The organism is Pseudomonas sp. BTN1, from assembly GCF_001907715.1.
In the GTDB taxonomy this organism is placed as follows: domain Bacteria; phylum Pseudomonadota; class Gammaproteobacteria; order Pseudomonadales; family Pseudomonadaceae; genus Aquipseudomonas; species Aquipseudomonas paracarnis.
The window spans coordinates 18,522-36,520 of sequence record NZ_MPBM01000037.1 but is presented as its reverse complement, the minus strand read 5'-3'; the positions used below and the strand labels follow the sequence as shown (position 1 = coordinate 36,520).

The 17,999-nt window shown below is 56.2% G+C and carries 16 protein-coding genes and 2 pseudogenes; 16 read left to right on the top strand and 2 right to left on the bottom strand.

Going from position 1 to position 17,999, the window contains the following annotated elements; genetic code table 11:
- Positions 1-92: 92 nt before the first annotated feature.
- The 10 genes and pseudogenes from BMH52_RS18690 to BMH52_RS18645 all read left to right on the top strand — a co-directional run.
- A pseudogene (locus BMH52_RS18690) lies at positions 93-887 on the top strand (DUF932 domain-containing protein); the annotation flags it as partial.
- Positions 888-1,002: 115 nt separating this feature from the next.
- Entirely contained in the window at positions 1,003-2,007 is a 1,005-nt protein-coding gene (locus BMH52_RS18685; protein WP_073844651.1) for a YqaJ viral recombinase family protein, read from the top strand.
- Between the two features lie 106 nt (positions 2,008-2,113).
- On the top strand, positions 2,114-3,040 hold the full coding sequence (locus BMH52_RS18680) for a hydrolase or metal-binding protein (protein WP_073844649.1): 927 nt from the start codon (positions 2,114-2,116) through the stop codon (positions 3,038-3,040).
- 47 nt (positions 3,041-3,087) lie between these two features.
- Entirely contained in the window at positions 3,088-3,585 is a 498-nt protein-coding gene (gene radC, locus BMH52_RS18675) for a DNA repair protein RadC (RefSeq protein ID WP_073844647.1), read from the top strand.
- A 510-nt stretch (positions 3,586-4,095) separates the two neighbouring features.
- Positions 4,096-4,239, top strand: a complete 144-nt coding sequence (locus BMH52_RS29205) for a hypothetical protein (RefSeq protein ID WP_155678135.1) — start codon at positions 4,096-4,098, stop codon at positions 4,237-4,239.
- Between the two features lie 120 nt (positions 4,240-4,359).
- A complete protein-coding gene (locus tag BMH52_RS18665) occupies positions 4,360-5,430 on the top strand; it encodes a YafY family protein (protein ID WP_073844645.1) in 1,071 nt (356 codons plus the stop codon).
- Positions 5,427-6,992, top strand: coding sequence for a hypothetical protein (locus tag BMH52_RS18660; protein ID WP_073844643.1), 1,566 nt, complete (start codon positions 5,427-5,429; stop codon positions 6,990-6,992). Before BMH52_RS18665 ends, BMH52_RS18660 begins: the two co-directional genes overlap by 4 nt.
- A 49-nt stretch (positions 6,993-7,041) precedes the next feature.
- Positions 7,042-7,677, top strand: a complete 636-nt coding sequence (locus BMH52_RS18655) for a hypothetical protein (RefSeq protein WP_073844641.1) — start codon at positions 7,042-7,044, stop codon at positions 7,675-7,677.
- Positions 7,678-7,687: 10 nt separating this feature from the next.
- The gene (locus BMH52_RS18650; protein WP_073844639.1) at positions 7,688-8,716 is read left to right on the top strand and encodes a hypothetical protein; all 1,029 of its coding nucleotides are present in this window, start codon (positions 7,688-7,690) and stop codon (positions 8,714-8,716) included.
- 83 nt (positions 8,717-8,799) lie between these two features.
- Positions 8,800-9,111, top strand: coding sequence for a YkgJ family cysteine cluster protein (locus tag BMH52_RS18645; protein WP_073844637.1), 312 nt, complete (start codon positions 8,800-8,802; stop codon positions 9,109-9,111).
- Positions 9,112-9,343: 232 nt separating this feature from the next.
- Here the strand turns inward: BMH52_RS18645 and BMH52_RS18640 are convergent, their stop codons facing one another.
- On the bottom strand, positions 9,344-10,396 hold the full coding sequence (locus BMH52_RS18640; protein WP_073844635.1) for an ADP-ribosylglycohydrolase family protein: 1,053 nt from the start codon (positions 10,394-10,396) through the stop codon (positions 9,344-9,346).
- Between the two features lie 10 nt (positions 10,397-10,406).
- Positions 10,407-10,664, bottom strand: a complete 258-nt coding sequence (locus BMH52_RS18635; protein ID WP_073844633.1) for a hypothetical protein — start codon at positions 10,662-10,664, stop codon at positions 10,407-10,409.
- A 118-nt stretch (positions 10,665-10,782) separates the two neighbouring features.
- Here BMH52_RS18635 and BMH52_RS18630 point away from each other — a divergent pair, with 118 nt between their 5' ends.
- From BMH52_RS18630 to brxC, 6 genes and pseudogenes are all read left to right on the top strand, one after another.
- Complete coding sequence (locus BMH52_RS18630) at positions 10,783-11,655, top strand: WYL domain-containing protein (RefSeq protein ID WP_073844631.1); 873 nt, start codon at positions 10,783-10,785, stop codon at positions 11,653-11,655.
- Between the two features lie 17 nt (positions 11,656-11,672).
- A pseudogene (locus BMH52_RS29995) lies at positions 11,673-11,945 on the top strand (hydrolase or metal-binding protein); the annotation flags it as partial.
- A gap of 231 nt (positions 11,946-12,176) precedes the next feature.
- On the top strand, positions 12,177-13,046 hold the full coding sequence (locus tag BMH52_RS18625; protein WP_010656372.1) for a WYL domain-containing protein: 870 nt from the start codon (positions 12,177-12,179) through the stop codon (positions 13,044-13,046).
- Positions 13,047-13,048: 2 nt separating this feature from the next.
- Positions 13,049-13,660 (top strand): DUF1819 family protein, encoded by a 612-nt coding sequence (locus BMH52_RS18620; RefSeq protein WP_073844629.1) that lies wholly within the window; start codon positions 13,049-13,051, stop codon positions 13,658-13,660.
- A gap of 22 nt (positions 13,661-13,682) precedes the next feature.
- Positions 13,683-14,258 carry a DUF1788 domain-containing protein gene (locus tag BMH52_RS18615; RefSeq protein ID WP_047303169.1) on the top strand — a complete coding sequence of 192 codons (576 nt, stop codon included), beginning with the start codon at positions 13,683-13,685 and terminating at the stop codon, positions 14,256-14,258.
- Positions 14,259-14,276: 18 nt separating this feature from the next.
- Entirely contained in the window at positions 14,277-17,930 is a 3,654-nt protein-coding gene (gene brxC, locus BMH52_RS18610; RefSeq protein WP_073844625.1) for a BREX system P-loop protein BrxC, read from the top strand.
- The last annotated feature ends 69 nt before the right edge of the window (positions 17,931-17,999 follow it).

The following is a 17,999-nucleotide window of genomic DNA, read 5'->3' as shown; positions in this document are numbered from 1 at the left end:
TAGTGCTGTTCTGTTGTGCATCTCCTGCTGTATGTTGTTTGTTTTCAGGACAGCCGACGGCAATCGAGATCTAGCATCGGTACTTTGGGCTCAATGTTCACACTTTCCCTGAACAGAAGGTGCTGTATCGCTCCGACACCAAGGCCCCACTGTCGGTGGTTTCTCAGCGCTACCAGGTCGTGCAGCCGCGTGAGGTCTTGGAGTTCTATCGCGATCTCACCGAAGTCTCGGGCTACGAACTGGAAACCGCTGGAGTGCTCAAAGGCGGTCGCAAGTTCTGGGCGCTGGCCCGTACAGGACAAGGCATGGCGCTGAAGGGCAGCGACCAGGTGAATGGCTACCTGCTGCTGGCCACGTCCTGTGACGGCACATTGGCCACTACCGCCACCCCGACCACCGTGCGCGTGGTCTGCAACAACACGTTGACCATTGCCCTGGACGGTACGACCAAGGCGATCAAGGTGCCACATAACACCCGCTTCGATCCGCAGGCAGTGAAAAAACAGTTGGGCATCGCCGTCTCCCAGTGGGACGAGTTCATGTACCGCATGCGAGCACTGGCTGAACGCAAGGTGCAGTGGCATGAAGCGATGGGCTTCTTCATGAACGTTTTGTGTGACGTAACCCCCAATAGCAAACTGCCGGAAGTCCTGCCGAACGAGCGCGCACTGCGCAAGGTTCAAAGCCTGTACGAAGGCGGAGGTCGCGGCGCCACGCTGGAATCGGCCCAAGGAACTGCGTGGGGCTTGCTCAATGCTGTGACCGAGTATGTCGATCACGAACGCAGGGCTCGTAGTAACGAATACCGCATGGACTCTGCCTGGTTCGGTCAAGGTGCACAGATCAAGCAACGGGCGCTGGAGGCTGCGCTACAACTTGCAGCTTAGCCCCTGTTTTCGCTGTCTTCATCAACCTCACCCCCTTCTCATTCTTCTCACTCCTTAAAACGCCTGGCCAGCCTCGTGCTGGCCGGGCGTTTTTTATGCCGCACAGGAAAACATCATGAGCACACAAACTCTGCGACACCCCAGCAGCAAACCCCGTCCTGCCTTACGCCTGGTGGGGACTAAACAACTGCCGCGTGAGGACTGGTTGGCCGTGCGTAAACAAGGCATCGGCAGCTCGGATGCTGCCGCTGCCGTGGGCCTGAACCCTTACAAGTCCCAGCTGGAGCTGTGGCTGGAGAAAACCGGGCGTGATGAATCACTGCCCAAGCTCGATCCGCAAGACGAGGAAAGCCCGGCTTACTGGGGCAACATTTTGGAGCCTATCGTGGCTGCGCATTACACCAAGCGTAGCGGTCACCGGGTGCGACGGATCAATGCCGTGCTGCAACACCCGGCTCCGCAGTTGAACTGGATGCTGGCCAATATCGACCGTGAGGTGATCGGCGCATCAGAAGTGCAGATTCTCGAATGCAAAACCGCCGGCATAAACGGCGCACGCCTCTGGAAGGAGGGTGTGCCCGAGTATGTGCAGTTGCAAGTCATGCACCAGCTCGCCGTCACCGGCAAGCAGGCCGCTGATGTGGCGGTACTGCTCGGTGGTCAGCACCTGGAAATCCATCGCATTGAACGCGATGAACCACTGATTGCTCGGCTGATCGACCTGGAGCGGTTGTTCTGGGATTACGTCGTCAGTGATACCCCGCCGCCGGCAGACGGATCTGCCTCGGCGGAGCAGGCGTTGCGCTGCCTTTACCCGCAGGACAGTGGGCAAAGCCTGGACTTCAGCCATGACACGAGGCTCTGTACGACCTTTACCGAACTACAGAGCGTGCGAGAATCGATTGCTCTGCAGGAGAAGCAGGAAGCTCAGCTCAAGCAAACGTTGCAACAGGCCATGGGCGATGCCAGTCGGGCGATCTTCGCAACTGGCTACATCACTTGGAAGAAAGCCAAAGACAGCGTGGCCCTGGATATCCCCCGTCTGCTGAAAGAAAAGCCCCATCTGCAAGTGCGCTACTCGACCACCAAAACCGGCAGTCGGCGTTTTCTGCTGGCCTGAACGTTTGTTCGCTCCTCCCTTATTCCCATGCCCTTTCTCTCCAGCGCCACCCTGGCCGTTTGCGCGGTCTCGGTGGCGTTTTTAGTTCAGATACAGGGGAACTCCCATGCTCAAAGGTTTAGCCATCACGCCCCCGATTTTGGGCCGCATTTCCATCGGCAAGGTCGTCGAAAAGAACGGCAAGCGTCTGCCGGAAAAGGACGATCAATTCACCCTCACCTCCCAAGTACAGAGCCGCGACGGCTGGTTACTGCATCCACTCAACGAGGAGCTGCGCAATGGCCAGGACGGCAAGCTGCGCAGCATTCCGATCCGGCTGCTGTTCAACGAGCCCGACCTCAACTTTCGGGCTGACTATAGCCTGTTCGACCGTAACACCGGACGACCAGTCTGTGTAGGCAATGGTGAGACCTGCAAGCGTTTGACCAAGGACGGCATTCAGTCGTTGCCCTGCCCTTCACCGGATGGTTGTTCATTGGCTCAAGGCAATGCCTGCAAGCCTTACGGCCGGCTGAACGTGGTGATTGGCGATGACGATCCGTTGGGCAGCTTTGTCTTTCGTACCACGGGCTACAACAGCATCCGTACCCTGGCGGCACGCCTACATTACCTACAAGCCATTTCCGGAGACCGTCTCGCCTGCCTGCCGCTGGAGTTGCGTCTTCGCGGCAAGTCCACCCGCCAAAGCCACGGCACGCCGATCTTCTACGTGGACATCACCGTGCGCAGCGGGTTTAGCCTAGAAGACGCCTTGCTGGAAGCCAAACAACTGGAGGAAACCCGGCAAGCCGCAGGCTTTGATCAGACCGCCTTGGATCACGCGGCACAACAGGGCTTTAGCAACGGAGCTTTTGAAGACAGTGATGAGGACACCGGGGCCATCGTCGAGGAGTTCTTTCCCGCAGCTGAAGATCAGACCAGCAAGACAGAAGCAGCCCCCAAACCAGCGGCCCCTGCCAAAACCTCACTGGTACAAAAACTGGAATCCAAATCCCTCCAAAGCGGCAGCGACCACTCTGCTCGCGCCCACTGATTACGCGTCCAACCTGACCCAATGTCCTCCAATTCAAGAGAATACCCATGAAATATCACAAGCTCAAAGCCGGTGAAACGACCGGCACCTATGTCATGGAATCACCGGTCACCGAGGCCGACATCCTGCAGATGGCTCAACAACTGGCAATGAGTCGCCTGTCTAAAGGCCGGGCACTGACTGAGCCCAAGCAGGTCTTCAGCCACCTGCAAACACTGCTGCAGTACCACGAGCACGAAGTCTTTGCTTTGCTACTGCTCGACACCAAGCACCGGGTAATAGGCTTCAGGGAGCTGTTCAGAGGCACGTTGGACGGTACCAGTGTGTACCCACGGGAAGTGGTCAAGATCGCTCTAGAACATAATGCCGCGGCCGTAATTATGGTTCACAACCATCCCTCCGGTGATCCGGAGCCCAGCCAAGCCGACCGCACGCTCACCAACATCCTCAAGAACGCTCTGAACATGGTCGGCACACGAATATTGGACCATGTGGTAGTGGGCCATGAAGGCTGCGTGTCGTTGGCGGAACGGGGTTACCTGTAACTCCTAGGCTCACACCGCCCGATTAGACTGCCCTTGGCTGATGCCTGGGCAGTCATCGGCACGGTACCCGATCACTTATTTTTTGTCGTGATCCAGCGGTTGTACTTAACCTCGGCTTTATTCAAAACCATGGCCGCCATCCACAAAGCCCTTGGTAGCCGACTTGCAGAGAAAACTTGTTCGGTGGAAGAACACAGCTGCCCAACCAGGTCCTCACGATTTAAGTGGTAGTAAGGATTACTCGGAATTCCGACCAAGTGCTGCCACGCCCCCGGTTGGCCACGTTATGGCGAGCCGGGGCTGCTATGCGACCGTAGAGCTGTACTGCACTGCATTTGCCCGAATATGACGCCGAGTAAATGGCGAGGTCTAGAGGTGTACCAAGCGAAGAGGAGCCCCACATAGCCACTGTCGATTAGGTACAACGCCATGCATTAAACGACACAGAATGTCGCATGGCTGGTGGAGGATAGCTCTCAACACCCCAAGTCAGCACCCTAGGAGCTCCCCATGAAAGAGTTGGTCTGCTTTACCATTGGATTGGTTGTTGGTGCTGTGGTGATGAAGAAAAGCCAGGCGATCGACGAACTGAAGAGGGAACTAGACCGCGAAAAATTCCGTAACAGACCTTCGAACGGGACTGAGCAGACATGAAGCTTCGGCCATCCGCTCTTGGCGGGCAGAACAAAATAGTGTTAAAAAGCCATTAATGGAATGTTCGCCAGATATGTGACGCCAGCGAACCATCAAGGTTGATTCGAGCACAGTTCCCTCATGTCAGATCCCAAAGACAGGCTATTCAGGCACTTGGCCCTGCTGCGCCTCATCCCGCGCGCGCCCAAGAGAATTTCCACCACCGAACTGCTGCAAAGACTCAAGGCCGAGAATTTCGACATTGACCGTCGGACCTTGCAACGGGACCTCATCGGCCGCCTCGCCCTGGACTTTCCACTGCTCTGTGACGAAAGCCAACGCCCGTATCTCTGGAGCTTTCCCAAGGACACTCCACAATTCGACTTTCCGGCACTGGACACCCCCACCGCACTGGCATTCGTCCTCGCCGAAAGCCACCTGAGCAAGCTGCTGCCGCCCAGTGTGCTGAGCCTGCTGGCGCACCATTTCGACCTGGCGCACCGGCAACTCCAAGGGCTGGAACATAATAACCTGGCGCACTGGGCCAAACGCGTACGCACTCTGCCCAACGGCAAGGCGCTCCAGCCCGCCGAAGTGGACTCGGCCATCTGGTCCCAGGTGGCGACTTCCCTACTGGAAATGCGACAACTGGAGATCGTCTACCTCAGCCGCAGCAAAGGCGAGCACAAGACCCTACGCATACACCCCGCTGGCATGATCTCGCGCCACTCCGTCAGCTACCTGATAGGTACTGTCGAAGGCTACACAGACGTTCGCCAATTCGCCCTGCACCGCATCCAGCAGGCTGCGTGCCTCGATGCGCCGACCCGCGAACAACCCGACTTCGAGATCGATCATTACATCCAGAGCGGCGGCTTCAACAGCCCCGGCCCGATCAAACACCACGAACTGATCGCCGACGTATCCCCGCATATCGCCTGGCTGCTGAACGAAACCCCGCTTAGCCCCGAGCAAAGCCTGAAGCCGTTGCCAGGCAGCGACTGGCAACGCCTGCGCGCGCGAGTGCCGGACGATCAGGAAACGCTTTGGTGGGTGTTCGGGTTGGGGGAGAGCGTTCACCTGCATGAGCCCAAACGTTGGGTAGATGTAATCAAAGAGAAGCTGACAAAAATGAGTGGGCTGTATACGCAACCCATGCAACACCACTCGGCCACCATTACCGATGCACACGCCTGCCAGGAGGCTCCATGAAGTCCCACGACACTTTTACGCCTACTTCAACCGCGAGCGTGCAAGACGACAGCAGAGACGAAATCAAGCGGGATATCGGGCGCACCGCAACGGCACTTTCCACGAGTGAAACCGTCAGCCGCTATGGCAGTGCCAATGCCGAGTTCGTCAAAGCCTATAGAGGCGTCGACAATGAAGCCGGGAAAGTACTGAGCAAGGGCCTGAAAGGCATCAGCCAGGAAAAAACCGGCGTCAAACAACGAGCGGGCTGGGCTGGCGAAGTTGCCGGTACCAGTCGTGACAACGCCGAAGCCATCATCAACAAATCTTCTGAGCGCACGATTCGCAGCGATGATTTGAAGCATTACGGCATTGATACCGATTCCAAGTACCGCGAAGCGGTGGATCGGGTCCGCGTGGATGAAAACGGCAAGATCATTTACGAAGCCCAGACCAAGTTGGAGGCCAGCGGAAACAAGGTTGCCAACCAGGTTAGTCATGAGGATCACAAGTACAGTAAATACTTCGGTAAAAAGCTGGAGCTACCCAGCGAACAGGTCGAAGACGCCAAGACTTACTGTCACAAGCGTGCAGAAGGCTTGAGAAAACACGCACTGCTGGCGGAACAGAAGGGAAAACCGGAGCTCGCCGAACAATTCCGCGACCGTGCCGACAGATTCGACAAGCTTGCCGAAGAAGACATCGTTGACCTTGGCATCACTACCAAGCAGGCCATCGACTACGCTGAAAAGCCGCTGCGCGAGACGGTGAAAGATATCGCCGGTACAAGCCACCGGGCCGGTATAGAGGGCGCGAAGTACGGCGCTGTTATCGGTGGTGTTATTTCGCTGTTGACCAATGCGTTCAACGTCGCCCAAGACAAAAAGCAATTGGGTGAAGCTGCCCAGGATTTAGCCCTCGACACAGTTAAAGCCGGTGCCCTTGGATACACCACGGCTTTCGCTGGCTCCGCGCTCAAAGGTGGCATGCAACAATCAAGCAACCAAACCTTGCGCACGCTCGCCGGCACCAACGCTCCAGCGCTGGCGATCAACATCTGCCTGTCACTGGGCAGTTCGGTGAAACGCTACGTCACCGGCGAGATCAGCGAGGCACAATTACTGAGCGAAGTGGGTGAGAAAGGCGCAGGCATGCTTTCCAGCAGCATGATGGCTGCACTCGGACAATTGGCCATTCCCGTGCCCTTTGTCGGTGCTGCCATTGGCGGGATGATCGGCTACACCCTCTCTTCGCTCTTCTACCAAAGCGCATTGGACGCCGCCCGTGGCGTCGAGCTTTCCCGTCAGCAACTGGCGCGCATCCGTGCCATTGAGGCCGCCGCCCGCGACCAAATTGCCGAAGAACAAGCGCAGTTGGATGACTTCACGCGTCGTGAAATCCCTCAATTGCAGGAAGAAACTAAACGTTTGTTTGCCATTGTGGATGCCGCCGGTAGCGGCAGCGTTGATGCCTTGGCAGCCACTATCAATCGATACGCCACCTTGCTGGGAAAAGAACTGCAATTCCAATCTATTGAGGAATTCGATGACTTCATGAATTCCGACAGCCCTCTGATGCTGTAACCAACCTTACTTGCCCTGAAGATACACCTGAAAAAGGACGATACCCTGCATGCTGCTCAAACTTCTGTCCGAACCGGACCAAAAACATCTACTTGATCTCGCAAAACTGTTGGCCCTAGCTGACAAGCCGCTGCTGTGGGATGGAAAGACATCAGATGAATTTACCTCCAGCACCGACCTCAGTGCGCTTTCCATTCAAGAAGGCGAAAAAGAGCGCGAAATGATCACTGAGCTTGAGCAGTCCATCACACGGCCATCGCTCTCCACTAGCATGTTTGGAAGTGCTTCCACCTCCAGTAGCATGTTTGGACGTTCTTCCCCCGCTGCTTTCATGTTTGGGGGAAAGCCGTCCGATGATGTGGCGGCACAACTCATCGAAGCCCTCAAAAAATATCCAGTTTCCAAAGCGGAAAAGCCTGAAACCCGGGTGCAAGCTGCAACGACCGTTCTGAAAGAATTACTCAAAGACAAGAAATTTGAGCTGCCGACCGCGCCCAAGGTCATCCTTTTCGAGCTGCTATTAGTCGCCCTCCGCGACGGCACGATCACCAGCGTTGAATGGGCACTCCTCAAAGAATTTCAGCTTCACCATCAATTGGAAGACTTCATTTTCGATGATCTCTTGGAGCGTGCAGAAACGCTGAATCAGGAAGTCAGCAAAACCATTTCGATTATTCTTGAATAAGGAAACGACCATGCCCATTCCTATGATCATTGGTGCTGTCGCAGCCGCTGCCGGTATATATGGTGCGGCCAAAGGCGTCAGCGGCGCGATAGACCACAGCAACGCCAAAGACATTAATAACGATGCACGCTCCATGGTCGATAGCGCCAACCGAAAGGTCGAAGAACAACGCAAGGCCACTAACGCCATATTGGAAGATTATGGCCAGCGTAAGCTGCGTGCGTTCAACGGAGTGGTTGCCGAATTTATCGAAACCTTCGAGCGCCTGAAAAACATCGAACTCAGTCAGAGTCCAGAGCTGGACAAACTGAACGCTGGCGATTTTTCCAATAAAACCCTTGCCGGTCTTCGTCAGGACTACCAGGCGCTCAAGGATGCGGGTCTCGGTCTCGGCGCAGGCATGGGCGGTGGTGCAGCGCTGGCCTTTGGTGCCTACAACGGCACCATGCTGCTGGCCACGGCCAGCACAGGCACGGCCATCTCCTCGCTCGGCGGCGTGGCAGCCACCAACGCCACGCTGGCCTGGCTGGGCGGAGGTTCGTTGGCAGCCGGTGGCTACGGTATGGCCGGGGGCATGATGGTGCTGGGAGGCATCGTCGCTGGACCGGCGCTGGCCATCTTCGGCCATGTTCTGGGTAACAAGGGCGAAGAAGCTCTGAATAATGCGCGCAGCAACCTGGAACAGGCCCGCACCATTCACGATCAAGCCGAGCTGATGACCGGCAAGCTGCGCGCCATTGAGCAGGTAACCTCCCTGGCGAACGCCACGTTCTCCAAGATCAGCTCGCAACTGCGCCGCACCGTGGGCGAGCTGAAAAAAGTCATCGAGAATAATGGCGTGGATTACCGGACCTTCACGGATGAATGCAAGGAGATCGTTTTCCGCTCGGTCAAGTTTGCTCAGTTACTCAAGGCCATGATCGACACTGCGATTCTGGATCAAGATGGCAATCTGGTTCTAGCAACGGAAAAGCGCATCCAAGACGTCGCAGCCGTGGCAAACGGACAGAAAGCGGGCCTGGACGCTCCCTCAGCTTAAAAACAGTGCCCGCGTACCCGCGCGGGCCTTCCTCAAATGCCCCAGTCGCAACCGGCACCGCTTCAAGGCGGTGATACTTTTATATGCATAGCCACACTACGCCCCCCTCCACCTTCCCTTGCACCCAATGCGGCTTGTGCTGCCAGCTCGTTCATCTGGCTGCCGAAACCCAATTTCTGGATCGTGGCGACGGCACTTGCAGGCATTACGATGCACTTGGCAAGCGCTGTACCATTTATGCAGAGCGCCCGGACATCTGCCGGGTGGATCGGCAATACACCATGCGCTACGCTCAGCAGTACACCTGGGACGAGTATGTCACTCTGAATTTGCAGGTCTGCACGAATTTGCAGGCGCAAGAAGAGCAGGCCGTCCTTCTTACGATCAAAACATAAGTAGGGGGTCTACCAATCCGTTGATGACAATAACTCACACATGAACTGCCTCGCCGCGAAGCTGAACAAGTGGGTGGGCATCGGAAAGTTATCACATTGAGTCCCAAGCCGAAGGCACGGACGTTGTTCGTACCTTCATCGAAGATCTTTGGGCTCCCCCCTCCTCTCGCTGACGGTCGCCGCTTAAGGATGGGGCTTTCTGTGTAACCGGGTAGTCCTCACATCAACCCCCTCAATTACCGGGATATACCCGCTCAATCTGCTGATCAAACTCTCCGCCATACCCACAGTACTCACGCGGAACGCGCTCAATATCCTCGGCAATCTGAACGATCACCTCGCGCAACTCCAATTTTTCGCACCACCGAGCAGGAATCGCAGCAGCACCATACTGAACACCCAACAGGTGCCCGGCGATCAGCCCGGTGCTGTCGCTATCGCCACCGTGATTCACCGCTGTGATCACGCCCTCCTCGAACGAGCGCGCTGCCAGAGCGCACCACAGCCCAATAGCCAACGCCTCTTCGGCGACCCAACCGCAACCGAGTTCGCCGATGCGTTGCGGGGTGGGCTTGTAGCCCTCGTAAAAGAAAAAAAGCACGCGTTCGATGAGACTACGTGTTTCTTCCATACCGGGCTTTTGCCCGTAATTGGCCAAGCTTTGAGTGACTGCGTGCTCAAGGCTGTCTTGCCGATCGACAATGCGCTGGAGAATATCGGCAAACAGTCCGGCCGCCAGGTAGCCCGTAGGGTGCCCGTGGGTCAGGCGCCCTGACTGAGCAGCGTAGTCAAAGGCATTGGCAAAGAACGCACAGGGCGCGACACGCATCACGGCGCCACAGCCTTTACTGTTGTTCTCAGCAACTGCGCCCAGCCGCAGACTGGCCTTGAGTGCATTGAGGCAGGTGGTGCCTGGGGCGCGGCGAGACCAGAGCGCAAGTTGCTCGACCAACCACCCGTCCCGACTGACAGGCATCGCTGCCGGGTAATCCTGTGTCATCAACCAGCGCATCAACGCATGATGAATAATGCTGGGGACGTGGCAAGCTCCTCGGGAACTGCCGCGCACATACGCCCGAAGCAAGCCTTCTGCAGTGAAAAGCATCATCTGTGTGTCGTCGGTGATGGCTCCGGTGATGCCGTAAGCCGGGGCAAAATCGATGATTCCTTGTGAACCGAACTTAGCTTCGATTGCAGACCATTCGAGAAACTCCACTGGGGCGCCTAGCGCATCGCCGACGGCACCACCTAGCAGGCAGCCTTTGATCCGTTCAAGTCTGTTCATGCCCTTTACCTCACCCCTCTGCCGGAATCAATTCCTGCAAAATCACCAGCTTTCTTTGCAACTGCTCGATGTGCGCTTTCTCCGCTCGTAGCGCCGAGCGCAGTTCCCGGTTCTCCACTTCCCAAATCCGCGCCCAGCGCACGTCCTTTCGGCAGGCAACCGCCATTCGCCAGAGTTCACGCAACCTCAGGTATTGCAGCAAAAGCACCAGTAGGATTGCCCCCATCATAACCAATGCACCCATCGAAACCGCTTCCGACATACTCATGCCCACTTCCTCCGTGAGTTCGATTTGCCTTCAAGACAATCACACGATATGTAGTGATTTACGACAGGTCTAGAATGTAGACTTATACAGGTAAAGTATTCGCACACATGGAGAGGTTATGAAACGCAAGCAGTCCATCGAACACGTCCGCTGGGATCTGGCACTTCGCTATCGTTTGATTGAGACCGTAGCCTGGTGGGAGGGCCGGCTGACCACGGGACACTTGATCCAGAGTTTCGGCATCAGCCGCCAGCAGGCGTCAAAAGACATCAATACCTACATCATCGAACATGCGCCCCGAAACTTGACATATGACAAGCAGCTCAAGGGCTACGTCCCGAGCACGCAGTTCAAACCGCTGTTCATCGACGACAGCGCCAGTGCCTATCTGCACCTGCTTTATCAGAACAACGAGCGAGCTCCGCACATCGAAGGCCTGGCGCTGGCCTACGCCCACACCAAGGTGTTGGAGGTGCCGGACCGCTCAATCAAGGCGAAGATTCTTCGACCGCTGCTCAAGGCATGCCGCGAACACCTGCGCCTGGACATTGACTACGTATCACTGAACAATCCCGCTCCGGAAGGCCGGCTCATCGCGCCACACACCTTGGTCTATACCGGGATGCGGTGGCACGTACGCGCCTATTGCGAGAAAAACGGCCAGTATCGCGACTTTGTGCTCAGTCGGCTGCGCGGTGAGCCCGAGCTGCTCGGCAAGTCCGAAAATGTCATTACTGAAGACGAAGACTGGAATACCGAAGTAACAGTGGTCATCGAGCCCGACTCGCGACTGACTCCGACACAGAAGGCGATCATTGAAGCCGATTTCGGCATGCTGAACGGCCAACTGTTGATCCCTACTCGCAGGGCGCTGGTGAAGTATGTATTGCAGCGTTATCAGATCGACCCTACAAAAATGGAGCCCCGACCTGAAGCCCAGCAGATCATCGTGAAAAATCTAACTGAACTGGAGCCATGGCTGTATAGCTGATCCACAGATGGGCGAGGCCGGATCTGTGCTTCTGTGCCGAGTACAGCCTGTCCGACCATGCAACGGCACGACCGCGCTACGTGGGCAGTAGCGAAACCTGCAAACACTAGTGCGAGGATGGCATCAAGTCACTCCCCTACCCTTCGCTGGCCGAAGGCAATGCCTGCAAGCCCGCGGACCGAATGTGTTGATCGGCGACGATGACCCCTCTGGGCAGCTCCGTCTTCCGCACTACAGGCTTCGACAGCATCCGCACCACGGCAGCATCAATGAGTGTTGTGCGCTTTATTTTTTCCTGTTCAAGCTGCTGGCAATGCGGCCCGACCAAGTGAACTTGTAAATAGGACTTACGAATTGCGATCGTTAAAAATCGATCGACGTTATTTTTCACGCACCGGGCGCCGACGCTATCAGCGATTCACGCAAAATCATTCAAAACGCAAAAAACTTTACAGTAAATAAATTTACACTGGCGCCTCGTATCAGGCATTATCCGGACCAGCTCACATTCAGGAATGCCAATGCCCCTCCCCAAACACGAAGCCCTCCTCAGGCTACGCGCGATAGAGCTAATCAGCTATTGGGAGGGTCGCCTGATCACCACTCAGTTGATGGCATGGTTTGGCATCAGCCGCCAGCAAGCTTCTTCCGACATCAATCGCTATAACAGCGAATTCAATCCAGGCTCGCTAATCCACAGCCCTGCAGTTAAAGGCTATGTGCCGACGGCTGGTTTTCAGCCTGTACTGAGCGCTGGACACATCAATGAGTACATGGCACTAATCGGCGAGCAATCTGATCAGCCCGTGTCTGAGGTTTTGGAAGCTCACCCCAGCGTCACTACTGTCCAACTTCCAGACCGTGCAGCCCGCCCTGAAGTGGTTCGCGAGTTGATCAGAGCCTGCCGCAATGCCGGCAGCCTGAAAGTGCTCTACGCTTCCATGTCCAACCCGCAAATTCATGAGCGCGTGATATCACCTCACACGCTCGTTTATACCGGTTTTCGCTGGCACGTTCGCGCTTGGTGCCATAAGCGCCAAGCCTTCCGCGACTTTTTGCTCTCACGTATCTGTCGCACGCCAAAATCGTGCGACGCTCACGCCCCATTATCAAGTACAGACAGTAGCTGGCACGACCAAGTCAACCTGACACTGATCCCTAATGAGCTACTCAGTGATGCCCAAAAGTCTTTAGTTGAACGCGACTTCGGCATGCCGGAAGGACGCCTACAGCTGACTGTTCGCACAGCACTTGCCCACTACACCCTTCAACGCTATCAGGCGGCCATCACCGCAGAAGAAGCCGAGCGAGTACGCGAGCATCCATTGCAATTGCTTCCAGCTGATCGCGCCAAGCTAACTCCCTTCCTTTTTAGCAGTGATGGGGAATAGGCATGCATAGCTTCCATTACGACTCTGACTTAATCGGCGGCTCGTTGCAGGTGCGTGAATCACGCATCGTTGCAGACCTGCTGCTGCAGGACGCCAGCCCTGAACAATGGCATGAGGTCATACAGAAACAGAACCGACTGCAGAAACGCGCACCAGCTTCGGCCAAGCGTGTGGCTCAAGCCATCCGCAAGCGTCTGGAGCGACTGGATGCCCCTTTCTGGCGGGCAATTCGAGATGGAGATGATGAACTCGCTACCCAAGTGGTGTTCTGCTCGGCCATGGAGCGCAACCTGCTCCTCGTCGAATTCATCGAGACCGTCCTCAAGGACGCTTTCGTCACCCGCGCCGACGTGCTCGAACCCTACCACTGGAATGAGTTTCTGGAGGAACGCAGCCATCGAGATTCGACCATCACCACCTGGACGGAGTCCAGTCGTAAGAAGATGGCGCAGGTTGTCTATCGCATGCTGGCCGAGGTCGGCCTGTTGAAAAGCACCCGCAACATGAAACTACAAAACCTGATAATTCGGTCAGAGGTCCGCGTATTGCTGGATGACAGCTACCGCTATCGCATAAAAGCCTGTTTGGAAGTATCCAATGCCACCGGACAGTAGGCGTGGAATAAGGAGTGTTCGCATGAATCAGCAACTGCAGGATCGGCTAAACCAGATCCCAGACAAGATCCTCACCGAAGAGTTCTTGAGGAGCCAAGGATTGGGCAATGAGCTCGGTTTCTGGATCTTCGACTACGCCCCCGAGGACGAGCTGCAGGTGCGCGAATACCTCAGTTTTCTACAGGGGTTCCTCGCCAAGAAGCATAGCCAGCTCAAAGTGGCTCATATCAATTTGCTGCAGGCTATGCGCGAATATCTGGATCAACGCAGCTTCACTGAAAAAGCCATTCAGATGCAGCAAACCAAAGGTGACCTCGCGTTGCTCAAGGCGCTGTCCGGACCGCTGCATATGGACAAATTCGCGCCCTTCCTAATGGAACACAGCGACGCCGATCAACACGACGTGGTGCTAATCAGTGGCGTTGGCTCAGTTTGGCCGGTTCTTCGCGCCCACAACCTTCTCAACAAGCTACACGCGCTGCTTGGCCACAAGCCTCTGGTTCTTTTTTACCCCGGTCATTACTCAGGGCAGTCACTCGCCTTGTTCGACCGCATTCCCAGCAACAACTACTACCGCGCCTTCAAGCTGGTTCCCTGATAAATAAGGACGATTGCCGTGAGCATTAAAGATATTTTCTTCAAGGAACTCGATCGCCCGATCAACGGCGTGGTTAAGGCGGATCAGTCCGACGACGCAACCGTGCACCAAGAGCTGGATGAGTACGTTGTCACCAACGAGCTGGAAAAACACTTCCGCAGCTTCTTCGAGTCCTACAGTACTGACTTGAACGATCCCTCCATCGCCAACCGCGTGGGCGTATGGATCAGCGGTTTCTTCGGCTCGGGTAAGTCGCACTTCCTCAAGACCTTGTCATACCTGCTGGCCAACATCGAAGCGCGCGACGACCAAGGCAATGCCCGCAAGGCTGTTTCGTTCTTTGATGCGAGCAAACTGCGTGATGCCACCATCCGTGCCGACATCGACAAGGCCGTTGCCAACAGTGCCGATGTCATCTTGTTTAACATCGACAGCAAAGCCAGCTCCAACGATGCTGGCAACCCGATCCTCAATGTCTTCCTACGGGTGTTCAACGAGCATCAAGGTTTCAGTGGCGACCATCCCCACATCGCCCACATGGAGCGTCATCTGGCCCAGCGCGGCGTCTACGAGCGATTCAAGCAAGCCTTTAATGACTCCACCGGGATGGACTGGACTGAGGAGCGTGATGGCTATCAGTTCTACCAGGATGACATTGAGCAAGCGGTAGCCGCAGCCCTCGATCTGTCTGCTGAGGCTGCGCACAAATGGTTCGAAGACTCCGAACAAACGTTCAGCGTCTCGGTCGAGAACTTCTGCAACTGGGTGCGTGAGTACCTCGACACCCAGCCAGCTAAACACCGCGTGCTATTTCTGGTGGACGAAGTCGGCCAGTTCATCGGCAGCGATACCAAACTGATGCTAACCCTGCAGACCATCACCGAAAACCTCGGCACCATCTGCAAAGGCCGCGCCTGGATCATCGTCACCTCTCAAGCCGATATGGATGCCGTGCTGGGCGAGCTGTCCGCCTCCAAGGCCAACGACTTCTCGAAAATTGCCGGGCGCTTCAAAACCCGACTTTCACTGTCCAGCTCCAACACTGACGAGGTCATCCAGAAGCGTCTGCTGCGTAAAACACCGGAAGCTGAAGCCGAGCTGCGCGCCCTCTGGGAACAGAAAGGCGACATCCTGCGCAACCAGATCACCTTTGACCGCTCCGGCCCGACCCTGAAGAACTTCGATGGTCCGGAAAGCTTCATCAGCAACTACCCCTTTGCGCCGTACCACTTCCAGCTGGTGCAAAAGGTCTTCGAGGAAATTCGCAAGGTCGGTGCCACCGGGGCACACCTGGCCTATGGCGAGCGTTCCATGCTCGATGCCTTCCAGATGGCAGCCATGGCCATTGCGGATAAACCGCTCGGCGCGCTGATTCCCATGTACAGCTTCTACCGCGCCGTCGAAGGCTTCCTCGATACAGCCGTCAAGCGCACAATCGACCAGGCAGGCGAGAGCAGCGTCCTCGACGCCTTCGATGTCCAAATCCTGCGCACCCTGTTCATGATCCGCTATGTCGACCTGATCAAGGGCACCCTAGACAACCTCGTCACCCTATCCATCGAACAGGTAGACGAAGACAAACTGGCTCTACGGCGCAACATCGAAGAAACCCTCCAGCGTCTTGAAAAGGAAAGCCTGATCACCCGCAACGGCGACGAGTTTGTCTTCCTCACTAACGAGGAACGCGACATCACCCGCAAGATAAAGGCCACAGAGATCGCCGGTTCAGAAGAGAACAAGGCACTCTCGGATCTGATCTACAAAGACCTGCTCAAGGACAAGAACAAGTTCCGCTACAGCGTCAACAAGACCGACTACAGCATCGGTCGCTACCTAGACGGCCACAGCCTGGAAGGCCGTTACGAGCACGACCTCCGTGTCGAAGTGATCTCGCCACTGGATCTCGACTACGCCCTCTATGGCGAAGCCGGCTGCATCAATAAAAGCAACGAAGCTCCTGCCGGCATGGCACTGTTCAAATTACCTGACAGCAAGGATTTCTTCACCGAACTGCGCACCTGGCTGAAGACCAACAAGTTCATCCGCCTCAACGACGACGGCAGCCAACCTGAGCTGAGCAAGATCCTCGCCGAACGCGGCCGAGAGAACCAGGAGCGTAAAAAGCGCCTGCGCTTGCTGCTGGAAGAGCTGACCGAGCGCGCGGAGGTCTATGCGCAGGGCCAGCACTTGAAACTCAACAGCAACAGTATCGTCAGCAAGTTCGACGAAGCGTGCCAGTACCTCCTCGAAAACACCTTCACCAAACTGGGCTACCTGCGAGTACTACAGCAGGAGCCCGAGCGTGAACTCCACGCCATTCTGCACACCAATGACATCGGCCAACTCGGCTTGACCCTCGATGGTGACGAAGGCAACCCGCAGGCCATCAAGGAAGTTGAGCAGTTCATCTCACTGCGCGCCTCCGGTAACGAACGCTTACTGGTCGCCGACATCATCGAACGCTTCAGTAAGCGCCCCTACGGCTGGCCGGACGGAGAGATCCTGCTGGTCCTCGGTCGCCTGGCTGCTTCCAGCCATATCTCGTTCCACGCCGCAGGCCCCAGCATGCCGCTGCCGGACGCCTTCGAGTACCTTACCAACAGCCGTAAGCGTCGTGAAATCTCGGTGCAGAAGAAGCGCCAGACCGACGAAGGACTACTCAAGCAAGCACGTAATCTGACCCAAGAGCTGTTCAACGCCCTTGGCCCCGCAGGCGAGAAGGAATTATTCGAGTATTACTCCGGACACTTCGGCAGCTGGCGCACCAACCTGGAAAAATACAAAGCAACGGTTAGCGCCGGGCGTTTTCCTGGCAAAGAAGCCGTCGAAAAGGCCCTGCTCATCCTGCAGCGCCTGCTCAGCAACACTGACAGCGTCGACTTTTTTAAGGTTGTGGTCGACAACAAGGATGACTTCCTAGATCTGGAAGAGGACTACCGTGACTTACATGAGTTCTTCACCAACCAGCTGCATACCTGGCAGCAACTGCAGCAGGCATTGCGTCGTTTCGACAAAAATAAAACCGCGCTGGATAAAGATGAGAAAGCCCGCAAAGCGTTAACTGAGCTGAAGGCCATCGAACAGAACGCCGCGCCCTACGGCCAATTACACCAAGTCGCTACCTTGGTTGAAGCGGTTGAAGCCATTAACGCAGGCATCCTAGGTGAAAAGCGTCAACATGCCCTGGCGCGTGTTGACGAGAAGATCGCCCAACTGCAGGCCGAGATTACTAAGAGCGGCATCGAAACCGCCGAGCTGAGTAACCGGCTGCTGCGCCCGCTACAGCTGGTCAAGGCGGATCTTGAGACCGAAACCAGCATCGCCAATATCTACATGCTGCAAACCCAGACCGCCGACGAGCGCCTGCATGACGGTGTATTCGATCTGGAACGTGCCATCCAGGCCGAGGCCGAGCGCCAGCAGAAGCTTCAGCAGGAGCAGGACAATTCGGCAAGCGGCGTCAAAAAAGACCGAGCGCCTGCCCTCGTGCCAACCTCAAAACCTGTAGCGCAGCCCAAACCCGTATTCGAGGTGGCAGCGACCAGCGTGTTTAACAAACTAGGGAACGGATTGTATCTAGAAAGCCAGAGCGATATTGACCGCTTTATTGAGGCCCTCAAGGCCGAGCTGGAAAGTGCCATTAAGCAAGACAAACGCGTTCGTATTCGCTGACACAGCGCGACCGGTAGGAGGGAGAGACCAGCTCCAGGCCGCAGCAACGCAGCAATACCAGCTCAAGTA

Excerpts from the sequence above, each read along its gene's own strand:
- BMH52_RS18685 (WP_073844651.1), top strand. The coding sequence starts at position 1,003 with ATGAGCACACAAACTCTGCGACACCCCAGCAGCAAACCCCGTCCTGCC.
- BMH52_RS18680 (WP_073844649.1), top strand. The coding sequence starts at position 2,114 with ATGCTCAAAGGTTTAGCCATCACGCCCCCGATTTTGGGCCGCATTTCC.
- radC (WP_073844647.1), top strand. The coding sequence starts at position 3,088 with ATGAAATATCACAAGCTCAAAGCCGGTGAAACGACCGGCACCTATGTC.
- BMH52_RS29205 (WP_155678135.1), top strand. The coding sequence starts at position 4,096 with ATGAAAGAGTTGGTCTGCTTTACCATTGGATTGGTTGTTGGTGCTGTG.
- BMH52_RS18665 (WP_073844645.1), top strand. The coding sequence starts at position 4,360 with ATGTCAGATCCCAAAGACAGGCTATTCAGGCACTTGGCCCTGCTGCGC.
- BMH52_RS18660 (WP_073844643.1), top strand. The coding sequence starts at position 5,427 with ATGAAGTCCCACGACACTTTTACGCCTACTTCAACCGCGAGCGTGCAA.
- BMH52_RS18655 (WP_073844641.1), top strand. The coding sequence starts at position 7,042 with ATGCTGCTCAAACTTCTGTCCGAACCGGACCAAAAACATCTACTTGAT.
- BMH52_RS18650 (WP_073844639.1), top strand. The coding sequence starts at position 7,688 with ATGCCCATTCCTATGATCATTGGTGCTGTCGCAGCCGCTGCCGGTATA.
- BMH52_RS18645 (WP_073844637.1), top strand. The coding sequence starts at position 8,800 with ATGCATAGCCACACTACGCCCCCCTCCACCTTCCCTTGCACCCAATGC.
- BMH52_RS18640 (WP_073844635.1), bottom strand. The coding sequence starts at position 10,396 with ATGAACAGACTTGAACGGATCAAAGGCTGCCTGCTAGGTGGTGCCGTC.
- BMH52_RS18635 (WP_073844633.1), bottom strand. The coding sequence starts at position 10,664 with ATGAGTATGTCGGAAGCGGTTTCGATGGGTGCATTGGTTATGATGGGG.
- BMH52_RS18630 (WP_073844631.1), top strand. The coding sequence starts at position 10,783 with ATGAAACGCAAGCAGTCCATCGAACACGTCCGCTGGGATCTGGCACTT.
- BMH52_RS18625 (WP_010656372.1), top strand. The coding sequence starts at position 12,177 with ATGCCCCTCCCCAAACACGAAGCCCTCCTCAGGCTACGCGCGATAGAG.
- BMH52_RS18620 (WP_073844629.1), top strand. The coding sequence starts at position 13,049 with ATGCATAGCTTCCATTACGACTCTGACTTAATCGGCGGCTCGTTGCAG.
- BMH52_RS18615 (WP_047303169.1), top strand. The coding sequence starts at position 13,683 with ATGAATCAGCAACTGCAGGATCGGCTAAACCAGATCCCAGACAAGATC.